Source organism: Streptomyces sp. NPDC058964, from assembly GCF_042741275.1.
Taxonomy (GTDB): domain Bacteria; phylum Actinomycetota; class Actinomycetes; order Streptomycetales; family Streptomycetaceae; genus Streptomyces.
On record NZ_JBHYKH010000236.1, the window covers coordinates 1 to 13,549 of the forward strand.

The window sequence follows — 13,549 nt, forward strand, 5'->3', positions numbered from 1 at the left end:
AACTCGCGACCTCAACCTTGGCAAGGTTGCGCTCTACCAACTGAGCTACGTCCGCATGCGCCGTGGCGCGAGGCCAACTATACCCAACCTCGCTCCCGGGCGAGACGCACCGCCGCATGCCGGTTCTCCGCCCCGAGCTTCGTCACGGCCGACGAGAGGTAGTTCCGCACGGTCCCCGGCGACAGCGCGGCCCGCTCGGCGATCTCCGAGACCGGCGCCCCGTCCGCGGCCAGCTCCAGGACCTCGGCCTCGCGAGCGGTCAGCGGCGAGTCCCCGGCGGAGATCGCGTCGGCGGCCAACTCCGGGTCGACGTAACGGTTTCCGGCGTGCACGGTACGGATGATCTCCGCGAGTCGCTGCGCACTGACCGTCTTCGGGACGAACCCGCGCACACCCGCCGCAAGGGCCCGTTTCAGATGGCCGGGCCGCCCGTGACCGGTGACGATCAGCACCTGGCAGCCCGGCAGTTCGGCTCGCAGGGATGTGGCGACCTTCACACCGTCGGCGCCCGGCATCTGAAGATCCAGGACGGCCACATCGGGTTCGTGGGCCCGTGCCATGGCGAGCGCCTCGGGCCCGGTCGCGGCCTCGGCGACCACGACGAGGTCGTCCTCCAGGGAGAGGAGCGCGGCCAGCGCCCCGCGGATCAGATGCTCGTCGTCGGCGAGCAACAGCCGTACCGGGGAACTCATGACGTGACTCCACTCACACCCGCCAAGGGCACCTCGGCCACCAGCCTGAACCCGTCCTCCGCGACGGCTCCCGCGCTCAGGGTCCCGTCCACCACGGCCAGCCGCTCCCGCAGACCCGCGAGTCCGGAACCCCCCCCCCCCTCGGGGGGTCCGGACGCTCCGTTGTTCTCCACCGTCAGCACCACACGTCCCTCCAGCACCCGCAGACTCACGGCACACCGCCCGGCGTCCCCGTGCCGCAGCACGTTGGTGGTGGCCTCCCGCACCACCCAGCCGAGCGCGGACTGCACTTCGCCCGGGAGCACGGCGGCCCCGGCCTCGCCGGTCACCTCGCAGTCGATCCCGGCGGCCTCCAACACCCCCTGAGCACCTGCGAGTTCCACTCCGAGGTCGGCCTCCCGATAGCCCCGTACGACGTCCCGCACCTCCCGCTGCGACTCCTGCGCGACGCGCTGCACCTCGACCATCTGTTCCACGGCCTCCGGCCGCCCGCGCCGGGCGAGCTGCACGGCCAGCTCGCTCTTCAGCGCGATCACGGCCAGGTTCCGGCCCAGTACGTCGTGCAGGTCGCGCCCGAAGCGCAGCCGCTCCTCGGCGACGGCCAGCCGGGCCCGGGTCTCGCGGGCCGCGTCGAGTTCGTAGACGGCGTCGAGCAGCCAGACGGAGAACATGAATGTGGCGGCGAGGGGCGTGGCGCCCACCAGGACCGTGATCGTGGTCACCAGCGCGGCGGGCCCGGGGACGCCCAGCAGTACGGACACCGCACCCGACCCGGCCACGATGCCCGCCACCAGTGCGAACACCCGTCGTCGGTCGCGGACTCCGAGCGCCGTGGTGCCCGCGCCGAAGATCAGTACGCCCCCGAAGACCATGCTCGCGGCCGTGTCGACGTCGTCGCCCTTCGGGCCGTACTCCTGGAGCACCAGCGCGGCGGCGGCGATCGCGTAGGTGGCCGCGCCGAGCGTCCACAGCAGCCGCTCCGGCTGATCGCACCGTCCGCGCGTCCAGTCGAGCGCCCGGGACGCGGTCACGGCGCACAGCGCCGCGTGCCCGGTCACCAGGGTCAGCATCCAGCCCGCGAGTCCCGGTCCCACCTGCCCGAACACCGGCAGCCCGATCCCCGCGACCTCGATCACGGCGAAGGAGTGGAACGACCAGCGGGTGTACGTCTCGACCTTGGCGGGCGTGCTCTTGCGCCGCCACCAGCCGCGCGTACCGCTCATCCCCACGTACCCCCCGTCAGCGCCGGGGTTCCCACCGGAACCACCGCCGTACAGCAAACACCGCCACAACGGTCCAGGCCAGCGTGGTCGCCACGGCGCCCAGCGCCTCGTACGCGCTCAGGTGGCCGGTCCAGCCGGCGCGGACCAGACGGATGGCGGGCGAGAGCGGGAGGAGTTCGCAGACGGAGGCGAGCCGGTCGGGCAGGACCTCGGTGGGGATCGCGATGCCCGAGCCGGTCATCGACACGAGCACCAACGGCAGCGCGGTGACCTGGGCGCTCTCCACGGTCCTGGTGAAGGCCGAGGTGAGGGCGGCGAGCGCGGCGCACAGCACCAGGCCCGACAGCGCCCCGAGGACGGTCAGGTACGGCGCCCGGGGAGCCCCCGCGTCGAGGAGCACCGCGCAGCCCACGGAGACCACCAGCGCCTGGGCGAGCCCGACGCACACCGCGGGCAGGGACGTGCCGACGAGGATCTCCAGGTCGCCGAGTTCGCCGGTGCGCAGCCGCTTGAGGACCAGTTCCTCGCGACGGGCGACGAAGGCGCCCACCAGGGAGGTGTACACGGCGAAGAGGAAGGAGAAGCCGACCGCGGCCGTCAGCATCACTGTGCCGACGGTCAGTCCCTCGGCCCTGAGGTCAATCTGGCCGACCGCCGGCCGCACGCTGAACGGCAGCGCGAGCGGCATGAGCAGCGCGGTGAGGACGGCGCTCCGGGTGCGGCCGAGCAGGGTGAGTTCGGCCCGGGCGAGGGCGCGCAGCCGCCGGGCCGTGGCGGCGAACGCCGGGGTGCGCATCCGGGTGAGGGTGCTCATGCCACCGCTCCTGCCGCAGGCTCCTGCTCGCGCGCGATCCCCAGGAAGGTCTCTTCCAGCGAGGCCGACCGCACGTCGAGGCCGCGCAGCTCGACCCCGGCCCGCCCGGCCCACACCAGCAGCGCGGTGGCGGTCCGCTGCAACTCCCGGGTCCGCAGCCGGACGACCCTCCCCGCGACCTCGTGATCGCACACCCCGAGCCCGGCGAGCGGCGGCAGGTCCCCGAGGAAGTACCCGTCGGGCAGTTCGAAGGAGATCCGCGAGGGACGGCCGGCGGTCACCTCTGCGGGCGTCCCGGCGGCGGCGATGCGGCCCTCGTGCAGGATCGCGAGCCGGTCGGCGAGGCCCTCCGCCTCCTCCAGGTAGTGCGTGGTCAGCAGCACGGTGGTGCCGGTGTCGCGCAGGGCGCGCACCAACTCCCAGGTCTCACGGCGCCCTTCGACGTCGAGCCCGGTCGTCGGCTCGTCCAGGAACAGCACCTCGGGCTCGCCGAGCAGCGCGAGTGCCAGATCCAGGCGCCGCCGCTCACCCCCTGACAACTGCTTCACCCGCACACGGGCCTTCCCGGCCAGCCCCACCAGCGCCAGTGCCTCCCCCTCGGGCCGGGCCCCGCTGGTGCACCCCGCCCACATCCGGGCGGTCTCGGCGACGGTCAGCTCCGAGGGGAAGCCGCCGTCCTGGAGCATCACGCCGGTGCGCGGGCGTACGGCGGCCCGCTCCCGGCAGGGGTCGTGCCCGAAGACCCGCACCCGGCCGCCGGACGGTGCCGCGAGTCCCTCCAGCAGCTCGACCGTCGACGTCTTGCCCGCGCCGTTGGTGCCCAGCAGTGCGAAGACCTCGCCACGGGCCACGGAAAAGCTGAGTCCGCGCACCGCCTCGAACCCGCCCCCGTAGACACGCCGGAGGTCCGTGACCTCGATCACGTGCTCGTGCTCGTTGATGTCCATGACTTCAGCGTCGCGGCGGACCGGGCCGGGCAGCAGTGCGCGGTGTCATCACTCGGCATGACAAATGTCAGGCGGACACTCGCGGGAGGCGCACGAAAAAACCCCGGTCGTGATGACCGGGGTTTCCGTGGAGCGGACGACGAGGCTCGAACTCGCGACCTCAACCTTGGCTAGGTTGCGCTCTACCAACTGAGCTACGTCCGCACTGCTCCCGACCGGCTCCCACCGATCGGTGCGAGCACCAGCCTACCTGATCCTTCCCCAAGCTCTCGACAAGCTCGAGCATGGGGAACCCCCATGTGTGGTCAGACCGGCGGTGCCAGAGCGGGTGACAGGAATTGCACACTGCGCCTTCCCCCTGGAAGGGGGATGTTCTGCTACTGAACTACACCCGCATGTTCCGTGAGCTGGGCCTTTCGGCCTCGCCCCTCGGCGTGCTCCAGACTTTAGCTGATCACCCGGGGTGTCGCGCAAGTCGGTTGCCGCGAGGGGCGGCTGAGCGCCCGTCGGCCCCTCCTGGCCGGGTACGGCTCACTGCGCCGCGGCGAACGCCTCGTACACCCGCTTCGGGATCCGGCCGCGGGCCGGCACGTCCATCTTGTTCGCCTGGGCCCAGGCCCGCACGGCCGCCGGGTCGGGGGCGACCTCCGTCTGGCGGTACGCCTTGCCCGACTTCGCCCGCTTGCGGCCGGCCGCCACGTACGGCTCAAGGGCCTTACGCAGTTTCTTGGCATTGGCTTGATTCAGGTCGATCTCGTACGACTTGCCGTCGAGTCCGAAGGCGATCGTTTCCGCCGCTTCCGAGCCGTCGATGTCGTCAAAGAGAGTGACCACGACCTTCTGCGCCACGAATATCGGTCCCTTCGTGCGACGTCTCCTACGCGATGACGTGCCATGACGTCGTGGAGATGTCGACTGTCCGCCTGTTATTGGGCAAAGTATCGGCTATTGCCAATTCATTTGTACAGTGCCCGGCATTGCAAAGTGAAGCCCGACTAAATCCGCCCGCGTGTCCGGGCGCAATAGCTGCCACGGTTGGACTGCCGAACTTTCCCAGATTTTTTCGCGAAGGCACCCGTTCGACACCCGATCGTGATGCCCGTCACGTAGTTTCCTACAACTCTACTCGCGTAGAAATTTTGTGCGGGTAGTCTGAAGGAACCTGCTCAGCACCACACACCGGGAGTGCCAGTGGCACGCGTCGTAGTCGACGTCATGCTCAAGCCGGAGATCCTCGACCCCCAGGGCCAGGCGGTGCAGCGCGCACTGCCGCGACTGGGTTTCGAAGGCATCTCCGACGTACGCCAGGGAAAGCGATTCGAACTGGAAGTTGACGGGCCGGTCGACGAGGCCGCGCTCGCCCGCATCCACGATCTTGCGGAATCCTTCCTCGCCAACACCGTGATCGAGGACTTCACCGTCAAGGTGGAGGAAGTCGCGGAGGCCGCGAAGTGACCGCTCGTATTGGCGTCGTCACTTTCCCCGGAAGTCTCGACGACCGGGACACCCAGCGCGCGATCCGCCTCGCGGGCGCCGAACCGGTTGCCCTCTGGCACAAGGACAAGGACCTCAAGCAGGTCGATGCCGTGGTTCTGCCCGGCGGTTTCTCCTACGGCGACTATCTGCGGGCCGGAGCGATCTCCCGCTTCTCGCCCGTGATGGAGACCGTCATCGAGCAGGCGAAGGCCGGACTTCCGGTCCTCGGTATCTGCAACGGCTTCCAGGTCCTCACCGAGGCCCATCTCCTCCCGGGCGCGATGCTCGGCAACAACCACCTCCACTTCATCTGCCGCGACCAGAAGCTGCGGGTGGAGAACGCGGGGACCGCCTGGACCGGCGACTACAGCGAGGGCCAGGAGATCCACATTCCGCTGAAGAACATGGACGGCCGGTACGTCGCCGACGCGTACACGCTCGACAAGCTGGAGGCCGAGGGACGGGTCGCCTTCCGTTACCTGGACTTCAACCCGAACGGCTCGCTGCGGGACATCGCCGGCATCACCAACGAGGCCGGGAACGTCGTCGGCCTCATGCCGCACCCCGAGCACGCCGTCGAGCCGCTGATCGGTACGGGCCGTACCGACGGCCTCCCGTTCTTCACCTCGATCCTCAAGAAGCTGGTCAACGCATGAGCCGGACGCCTCTGGACACGGTCGAGCACGCGGCCGCGACCCCCGACGTCGAGCTGCCCTGGGCCGAACTCGGTCTGAAGAAGGACGAGTACGAGCGGATCGTCGAGATCCTGGGCCGCCGCCCGACCGGCGCCGAGCTCGCCATGTACTCGGTCATGTGGTCCGAGCACTGCTCCTACAAGTCCTCCAAGGTCCACCTGCGCCAGTTCGGCGAGAAGGCCCCGCAGTCGGACGCCCTGCTCGTCGGCATCGGCGAGAACGCGGGCGTGGTCGACGTCGGCCAGGGCTACGCGGTGACCTTCAAGGTCGAGTCGCACAACCACCCCTCGTACGTCGAGCCCTACCAGGGCGCGGCCACCGGTGTCGGCGGCATCGTCCGCGACATCATCGCGATGGGCGCCCGGCCGGTGGCGGTCGTGGATCCGCTGCGGTTCGGCGCGGCCGACCACCCCGACACCAAGCGCGTCCTGCCGGGCGTGGTCGCCGGCATCGGCGGCTACGGCAACTGCCTGGGCCTGCCCAACATCGGCGGCGAGGTCGTCTTCGACGCCTGCTATCAGGGCAACCCGCTGGTCAACGCCGGTGCCATCGGCGTGATGCGGCACGAGGACATCCACCTCGCGAAGGCGTCCGGCGCGGGCAACAAGGTCGTCCTCTACGGTGCCCGCACGGGCGGTGACGGCATCGGCGGCGCCTCGATCCTCGCCTCCGAGACCTTCGACGACGCCAAGCCCTCCAAGCGCCCCGCGGTCCAGGTCGGCGACCCCTTCCAGGAGAAGCTCCTCATCGAGTGCACCCTGGAGGCCTTCAAGGAGAAGCTGGTCGTCGGCATCCAGGACCTCGGCGCCGCCGGTCTGTCCTGCGCCACTTCCGAGCTCGCCTCCAACGGCTCCGGCGGCATGCGCGTGACGCTGGACGACGTACCGCTGCGCGACTCGACGCTCTCGCCGGAGGAGATCCTCATGAGCGAGTCGCAGGAGCGCATGTGCGCGGTCGTGGAGCCGGAGAAGGTCGACCGGTTCCTGGAGATCTGCGCCAAGTGGGACGTCATCGCCACCGTGATCGGCGAGGTCACCGACGGCGACCGCCTGGAGATCTACTGGCACGGCGGCAAGATCGTCGACGTCGACCCGCGCACGGTCGCGCACGAGGGCCCGGTCTACGAGCGCCCGTACGCCCGCCCCGACTGGCAGGACGCCCTCCAGGCCGACGACGCGGGCAAGCTGCCGCGGCCGCAGACGAGGGCGGAGCTCAAGGACCAGGTCCTGAAGCTGGTCTCGTCCCCCAACCAGGCCTCCAAGAAGTGGATCACCTCGCAGTACGACCACTTCGTGCAGGGCAACACCGTTCTCGCCCAGCCCGAGGACTCCGGCATGATCCGGGTCGACGAGAAGACCGGCCTCGGCGTGGCCATCGCCACGGACGGCAACGGCCGGTACGCCAAGCTCGACCCGTACGCGGGCGCGCAGCTGGCCCTCGCCGAGGCCTACCGGAACGTGGCGACGACCGGCGCCAAGCCGCTCGCCGTCTCCGACTGCCTGAACTTCGGCTCGCCCGAGGACCCGGCGGTGATGTGGCAGTTCGCGGAGGCCATCCGCGGCCTGGCCGACGCCTGCCAGCAGCTCGGCACCCCGGTGACCGGCGGCAACGTCTCGCTCTACAACCAGACGGGCGAGGTCGCCATCCACCCGACCCCGGTGGTCGCGGTGCTGGGCGTCATCGACGACGTCGCCCGCCGCACGCCGGTCGCCTTCCAGGAGGAGGGCCAGCTGCTCTACCTCCTCGGCGACACCCGTGAGGAGTTCGGCGGCTCGGCCTGGTCGCAGGTGGTCCACGACCACCTCGGCGGCCTGCCCCCGAAGGTCGACCTGGAGCGCGAGCGCCTGCTCGGCGAGATCCTGATCTCCGCCTCCCGCGACGGCATGATCGACTCCGCCCACGACCTGTCCGACGGCGGTCTGGTCCAGGCCGTCGTGGAGTCGGCGCTGCTCGGCGGAAAGGGCGCGCGTCTGGTCGTGCCGGACGGGCTCGACGCGTTCACCTTCCTGTTCTCCGAGTCGGCGGGCCGTGCCGTCGTCGCCGTGCCGCGCTCGGAGGAGGTCCGCTTCAACGACATGTGCGGTGCGCGCGGTCTCCCGGCCACCCGCATCGGTGTCGTGGACGGCGACTCCGTGGACGTCCAGGGCGAGTTCGCGCTCTCCCTCGTCGAGCTGCGCGAGGCGCACGAGGGAACGATCCCGGCGCTGCTCGCCTGACTCTTCGTACGCGGACCGAAGGCCCCGCCCGGAACTCTTCCGGCCGGGGCCTTCGCGCGCGCGTCCCCGGAGTCACGCCGTCACCGCCTCCCGCGCCGACTCGGGGCGGGCGGGCCGGGACTTCGGCAGGCACGGGGCGAGCAGGAGGCACACCGCCATCACACCCGTGCCACACAGGTACACCGCGTCCATCGCCGAGACGTGAGCCCCGGCGCCGGCCGTGTGCGCCGCGCCCCGCAGTGAGGAAAGGGCGCCGACGTCGCCGGGGCCGTCGTACAGCCGGCCGAGCAGGGTGCCGAAGAGTGCCGCGCCGACGGCGGTGCCGAGCGTCTGGAAGAAGCGGACGGCGGTGGTGGCGACGCCCAGCTGATGGCGGGGCGCCGCGTCCTGGACCACCTGGATCAGCCGGCCGAGGAGCTGGCCGAATCCGATGCCGACGAGCAGCAGTTCGGCGCGCAGCCACCACAGCGGGGTGTCGCTCTCGGTGGTGGCGAGGAGCAGGAAGGCCGTCAGGGTGACGGCCGCGCCGCTGATCACGAAGGTCCGCTCGGACCAGCCGCGTTCGGTGAGCCGTCCGGCGACGATGCCGACGGCCGCGATGCCGAGTGCCATGGGGACGAGGAACAGGCCGGCCGAGGAGCTGGTGATGCCGCGGGCCACCTGGAGGTAGATCGGCACGTAGTACATGGCGCCGGCCATGGCCGCGCCCGTCAGGCCCTGGATCGCGAAGCCCAGACGGAGTTCCGGGACGCGGAACATGGCGGGCGGCAGGATCGGTTCGGCGGCGGTGAACCGGCGGCGCAGGAACAGACCGAGCGCACCGGCGCAGGCCAGGGCGAGCCCGAGAACCCGCGGGGACGACCAGGCGTACTGCTCGGCGCCCCACTCGGTGACGAGCAGCAGTGTGGTGGAGAAGGCGGCGCGAGGGCCACGCCGGTCCGGAACGCGTCCGCAGGGCCTTCGAGCTGGTCGAAAAGGGCCTGAAGGACTACGCGGTGAGGGCATAGGGTCGCCATCATGCCCACGGCCAGGAAACGCTTCCGCACCTACGACCCCGCCAAGATCCGCGGGGCGGTGTCCGCCCAGCTCGGGAACGTGCGGGAGGCTGTCCGCGGCCTCGGTCCGGAGCGGCTCGAACTCCCCACGCGGCTGGGCGAGTGGACGGTACGGGACCTCGTCGCGCACATCGGGATGGCGGTCACCGCCGTTCACCGGGCCCTCGAACGTCCGGAGCCGGCGAAGCAGGACGCCGTGCTCCTCGACTGGCCCTTCGCCACCGCGGCCAGCTCCTCGGCCATCGCCGACTTCACCCGGCGGCTCGCCGAGCGCCACCCCGACCTCGACGCCTACCTCGCCGAGATCGACCTGAGCCTGGGCCCGCTCCTCGACGAGCACCCCGGCACCCGGCTCCTCGAGACCAACGCGGGCGCGCTGCCGCTCGACGACTACCTCGTCACCCGTACCGTCGAACTCGTCGTCCACACCGACGACCTGAACGCCGCCGTGCCCGGCCTGGAGGTGCCGTACGACCGTCAGGCCCTCGCCGCCGCCACCCGGCTCCTCGCCGACGCGCTCGCCGTGAAGGCACCCGGCGGCTCGACGGAGGTCCGCATCCCGCCCTACGCCGTCGTGCAGTGCGTCGAGGGGCCCCGGCACACCCGCGGCACCCCGCCGAACGTCGTCGAGACCGACCCGCTCACCTGGATCCGGCTCGCCACCGGACGGCTGGGCTGGCAGGACGCGGTCGGGGAGGCCAAGGTCAGCGCGAGCGGGGAGCGGGCGGACCTCGGCGGGCTGCTGCCGCTGATGGCGTGAGCCGATGCGGGTGAGTCGATGACGTGAAGGGAACCGATCGGCCGGTGTCCTCCGTCGAATCGACATGTACTGGCACAAACAGCGACTGACTCTCACGGCCGCCGTCGTGCTCGTCCCCCTCGCGGCGGCCTGCGGCAACGAACACGCGGGCAGCGCGACCGCCGGAGCGCAGCGACCGGTCACAGGAGTGCACTGGACCGTCGACAGCGTCACCGTGGACGGCGCGGACCACCGCGCGCCGCCCGGTGCCCACGTCGAGATCGGCGACGACGGCCGGGCCGAGGGCAACTACGGCTGCAACCACTTCAGCGCACGGGCCGCCTTCGAGGGCGACCGCATCCGGCTCCGCGACACCGCCGTGACCGAGATGGCGTGCGGGAGCAGGCCCATGGCCTTCGAACGGACCCTCGCCCGCACCCTCGCCGCGGGCCCCCTCACCACCAAGGTGAAGGGCGGCGAACTGACCCTCACCACGAGCGACGGCGACACCGTCCACCTCACCGAGGAGCCGGACGCCCCGCTCCAGGGCACCAGGTGGAACATCACGGCACTCGGCTCCGACGGCACCGCCGCCTCCCTGCCGAAGGGCGCCGACGCCCACCTCACCTTCGACCGGAGGGCCGGCACGGTCACCGGCCGCCTGGGCTGCAATCAGGTCACCGCGCGGGCCACGGTCCGCGACGCCCGTATCACCCTGGGCTCCGCCAGGATCACCCGAATGATGTGCGACGCCTCACTCATGCACACCGAAAAGAGCCTGCTGCGCCTCTTCGGCGGCACCGTCGCCTACCGGGTGGAGCACCGCACCCTCACGCTGACCAGCGAAAACGGCGAGACGGTGACCGCTGTTGCCGCAAGGTGACCGATGACGAACACGCATCTTCGGGGCATTAGCCAATTCGGACCAGTGGTCGATCTCGCCTACACTCGGTGCCGTGCCACGTGGTGACGGTCGACTCAATCACGATCTGCTTCCCGGCGAGAAAGGCCCCCAGGACGCTTGCGGCGTCTTCGGTGTCTGGGCTCCGGGTGAAGAGGTCGCAAAGCTCACGTACTTCGGGCTCTACGCCCTCCAGCACCGGGGTCAGGAATCCGCGGGAATCGCGGTCAGCAACGGCTCCCAGATCCTCGTCTTCAAGGACATGGGCCTGGTCTCCCAGGTCTTCGACGAGACCTCTCTCGGTTCGCTCCAGGGTCATATCGCGGTCGGACACGCCCGCTACTCGACCACCGGCGCGTCCGTGTGGGAGAACGCCCAGCCGACGTTCCGCGCCACCGCGCACGGTTCCATCGCGCTCGGCCACAACGGCAACCTGGTCAACACGGCGCGGCTCGCCGAGATGGTCGCCGACCTCCCGAAGGACAACAACGGCCGGTCCGCCCGGGTCGCGGCCACCAACGACACCGACCTGCTCACCGCGCTCCTGGCGGCCCAGGTCGACGAGGACGGCAAGCCACTGACCATCGAGGAGGGCGCGCACGCGATCCTCCCGCAGGTCAAGGGAGCCTTCTCGCTCGTCTTCATGGACGAGCACACCCTCTACGCCGCCCGTGACCCGCAGGGCATCCGCCCGCTGGTCCTCGGCCGCCTCGAGCGTGGCTGGGTCGTCGCCTCCGAGACCGCTGCCCTCGACATCACGGGCGCCAGCTTCGTCCGCGAGATCGAGCCGGGCGAGTTCGTCGCCATCGACGAGAACGGTCTGCGCACCTCCCGGTTCGCGGAAGCGAAGCCCAAGGGCTGTGTCTTCGAGTACGTGTACCTCGCCCGCCCCGACACCGACATCGCCGGGCGGAACGTCTACCTCTCCCGCGTCGAGATGGGCCGCCGCCTCGCCAAGGAGGCGCCGGTCGAGGCCGACCTGGTGATAGCGACGCCGGAGTCCGGCACCCCGGCCGCGATCGGCTACGCGGAGGCCTCCGGCATCCCGTTCGGCGCCGGTCTGGTGAAGAACGCGTACGTCGGCCGGACCTTCATCCAGCCCTCGCAGACCATCCGGCAGCTCGGCATCCGCCTGAAGCTGAACCCGCTCAAGGAAGTCATCAAGGGCAAGCGCCTGGTCGTCGTCGACGACTCGATCGTGCGCGGCAACACGCAGCGCGCGCTGGTGCGCATGCTCCGTGAGGCGGGCGCGGCCGAGGTCCACATCCGGATCTCCTCGCCGCCCGTGAAGTGGCCCTGCTTCTTCGGCATCGACTTCGCCACCCGCGCCGAGCTCATCGCCAACGGCATGACCATCGAGGAGATCGGCACCTCGCTCGGCGCCGACTCCCTGGCGTACATCTCCATCGACGGCATGATCGAGGCGACCACGATCGCCAAGCCGAACCTGTGCCGCGCCTGCTTCGACGGCGAGTACCCGATGGAGCTCCCGGACCCCGAGCTGCTCGGCAAGCAGCTCCTGGAGACCGAGCTGGCAGCCGGCCCGGCAGCCACGGCCGCGGCCGACGCGATCCGTCGCCCGTGACACCTGCAGGACGACACGAAAGTTCTCACCTCCATGTCTGCTGAGTTTGATCAGCCTGCTCCGCACGCGGGCACCGGTGCCAGCTACGCGGCCGCGGGCGTCGACATCGAAGCGGGCGACCGCGCCGTCGAGCTGATGAAGGAGTGGGTGAAGAAGACCCGGCGCCCCGAGGTCCTCGGTGGCATCGGCGGCTTCGCCGGCCTCTTCGACGCCTCCGCCCTCAAGCGTTACGAGCGTCCGCTCCTCGCCTCCGCCACGGACGGCGTGGGCACGAAGGTCGACATCGCCCGCCGGCTCGGCGTGTACGACACGATCGGCCACGACCTGGTCGCCATGGTCATGGACGACATCGTGGTGTGCGGTGCCGAGCCGCTGTTCATGACCGACTACATCTGCGTCGGCAAGGTCCACCCCGAGCGCGTGGCCGCCATCGTGAAGGGCATCGCGGAGGGCTGTGTGCTGGCCGGCTGTGCCCTGGTGGGCGGCGAGACGGCCGAACACCCGGGTCTGCTGGGCGAGGACGACTTCGACGTCGCCGGCGCCGGTACGGGCGTCGTGGAGGCCGACAGGCTGCTGGGCGCGGATCGTATCCGTAAGGGTGACGCGGTGATCGCCATGGCGTCCTCCGGTCTTCACTCGAACGGGTACTCCCTGGTCCGTCACGTCCTGCTGAACCAGGCCGGCCTGTCGCTCGACTCGCAGGTCGAGGAGTTCGGCCGGACGCTCGGCGAGGAGCTGCTGGAGCCGACGAAGATCTACTCGCTGGACTGCCTGGCCCTCATCCGCACCGCCGAGGTCCACGCCTTCAGCCATGTCACTGGTGGGGGCCTGGCCGCCAACCTGGCCCGGGTGATCCCGGACGGGCTGCACGCGGTCGTCGACCGGTCCAGCTGGACCCCGGGCGCGATCTTCGACCTCGTCGGGAAGACCGGCGACGTCGAGCGCCTGGAGCTGGAGAAGACCCTCAACATGGGCGTCGGCATGATCGCCGTCCTGCCCGAGGAGTCGGTGGACGTGGCCCTGGCGACGCTGGCCGACCGCGGGGTCGACGCATGGGTCGCCGGCGAGATCACGGACCGGGGCGAGCACGCGACGGGTGCGACCCTGATCGGCGACTACGCCTGACGGTGCCGGCGCCGCGCCTGATCTCCGCGGGGCCTGCCGGGGCCCCCGGAGCCCGCACCGGCGGTCCCCGGTCCGGCCCCC

General features: G+C 70.7%; 13 protein-coding genes and 2 tRNA genes. 7 read left to right on the forward strand and 8 right to left on the reverse strand.

The window, feature by feature from the left end:
• Window positions 1-77 precede the first annotated feature (77 nt).
• The 7 genes from ACFW2E_RS26180 to ACFW2E_RS26210 form a co-directional block, all read right to left on the reverse strand.
• Window positions 78-692: a response regulator gene (locus ACFW2E_RS26180; RefSeq protein WP_384469516.1), complete on the reverse strand. Its 615-nt coding sequence runs from the start codon at window positions 690-692 to the stop codon at window positions 78-80.
• Window positions 689-1,915 carry a sensor histidine kinase gene (locus ACFW2E_RS26185; RefSeq protein ID WP_384469517.1) on the reverse strand — a complete coding sequence of 409 codons (1,227 nt, stop codon included), beginning with the start codon at window positions 1,913-1,915 and terminating at the stop codon, window positions 689-691. The genes ACFW2E_RS26180 and ACFW2E_RS26185 overlap by 4 nt, the downstream gene beginning before the upstream one ends.
• 16 nt (window positions 1,916-1,931) lie before the next feature.
• A complete protein-coding gene (locus tag ACFW2E_RS26190) occupies window positions 1,932-2,729 on the reverse strand; it encodes an ABC transporter permease (RefSeq protein WP_384469518.1) in 798 nt (265 codons plus the stop codon).
• Window positions 2,726-3,676, reverse strand: coding sequence for an ABC transporter ATP-binding protein (locus tag ACFW2E_RS26195; RefSeq protein WP_384469519.1), 951 nt, complete (start codon window positions 3,674-3,676; stop codon window positions 2,726-2,728). Before ACFW2E_RS26195 ends, ACFW2E_RS26190 begins: the two co-directional genes overlap by 4 nt.
• Before the next feature lie 128 nt (window positions 3,677-3,804).
• Window positions 3,805-3,880, reverse strand: a tRNA-Gly gene (locus tag ACFW2E_RS26200).
• 119 nt (window positions 3,881-3,999) lie between these two features.
• Window positions 4,000-4,071: transfer RNA gene (locus ACFW2E_RS26205), tRNA-Gly, on the reverse strand.
• Between the two features lie 136 nt (window positions 4,072-4,207).
• The gene (locus ACFW2E_RS26210; protein ID WP_384469520.1) at window positions 4,208-4,525 is read right to left on the reverse strand and encodes an Lsr2 family protein; all 318 of its coding nucleotides are present in this window, start codon (window positions 4,523-4,525) and stop codon (window positions 4,208-4,210) included.
• Window positions 4,526-4,867: 342 nt separating this feature from the next.
• On the opposite strand from ACFW2E_RS26210, the gene purS reads away from it, so the two are divergent.
• The 3 genes from purS to purL are packed head-to-tail and all read left to right on the forward strand — an operon-like array spanning window position 4,868 to window position 8,063.
• Window positions 4,868-5,131, forward strand: a complete 264-nt coding sequence (gene purS, locus ACFW2E_RS26215) for a phosphoribosylformylglycinamidine synthase subunit PurS (RefSeq protein ID WP_015659417.1) — start codon at window positions 4,868-4,870, stop codon at window positions 5,129-5,131.
• Window positions 5,128-5,808: a phosphoribosylformylglycinamidine synthase subunit PurQ gene (gene purQ, locus ACFW2E_RS26220; protein WP_384469521.1), complete on the forward strand. Its 681-nt coding sequence runs from the start codon at window positions 5,128-5,130 to the stop codon at window positions 5,806-5,808. Before purS ends, purQ begins: the two co-directional genes overlap by 4 nt.
• Complete coding sequence (gene purL, locus ACFW2E_RS26225) at window positions 5,805-8,063, forward strand: phosphoribosylformylglycinamidine synthase subunit PurL (protein ID WP_384469522.1); 2,259 nt, start codon at window positions 5,805-5,807, stop codon at window positions 8,061-8,063. The genes purQ and purL overlap by 4 nt, the downstream gene beginning before the upstream one ends.
• Window positions 8,064-8,135: 72 nt before the next feature.
• On the opposite strand, the gene ACFW2E_RS26230 is transcribed toward purL, so the two are convergent.
• Window positions 8,136-9,068 (reverse strand): MFS transporter, encoded by a 933-nt coding sequence (locus ACFW2E_RS26230; protein WP_384469523.1) that lies wholly within the window; start codon window positions 9,066-9,068, stop codon window positions 8,136-8,138.
• Window positions 9,069-9,080: 12 nt separating this feature from the next.
• Here ACFW2E_RS26230 and ACFW2E_RS26235 point away from each other — a divergent pair, with 12 nt between their 5' ends.
• The 4 genes from ACFW2E_RS26235 (at window position 9,081) to purM (ending at window position 13,468) form a co-directional block, all read left to right on the forward strand.
• Entirely contained in the window at window positions 9,081-9,878 is a 798-nt protein-coding gene (locus ACFW2E_RS26235) for a sterol carrier family protein (protein ID WP_384469524.1), read from the forward strand.
• Between the two features lie 64 nt (window positions 9,879-9,942).
• Entirely contained in the window at window positions 9,943-10,740 is a 798-nt protein-coding gene (locus tag ACFW2E_RS26240; RefSeq protein WP_384469525.1) for an META domain-containing protein, read from the forward strand.
• Between the two features lie 73 nt (window positions 10,741-10,813).
• Complete coding sequence (gene purF / locus ACFW2E_RS26245; protein WP_384469526.1) at window positions 10,814-12,343, forward strand: amidophosphoribosyltransferase; 1,530 nt, start codon at window positions 10,814-10,816, stop codon at window positions 12,341-12,343.
• Window positions 12,344-12,376: 33 nt separating this feature from the next.
• Window positions 12,377-13,468: a phosphoribosylformylglycinamidine cyclo-ligase gene (purM, locus tag ACFW2E_RS26250; protein ID WP_384469527.1), complete on the forward strand. Its 1,092-nt coding sequence runs from the start codon at window positions 12,377-12,379 to the stop codon at window positions 13,466-13,468.
• Window positions 13,469-13,549: the final 81 nt, after the last annotated feature.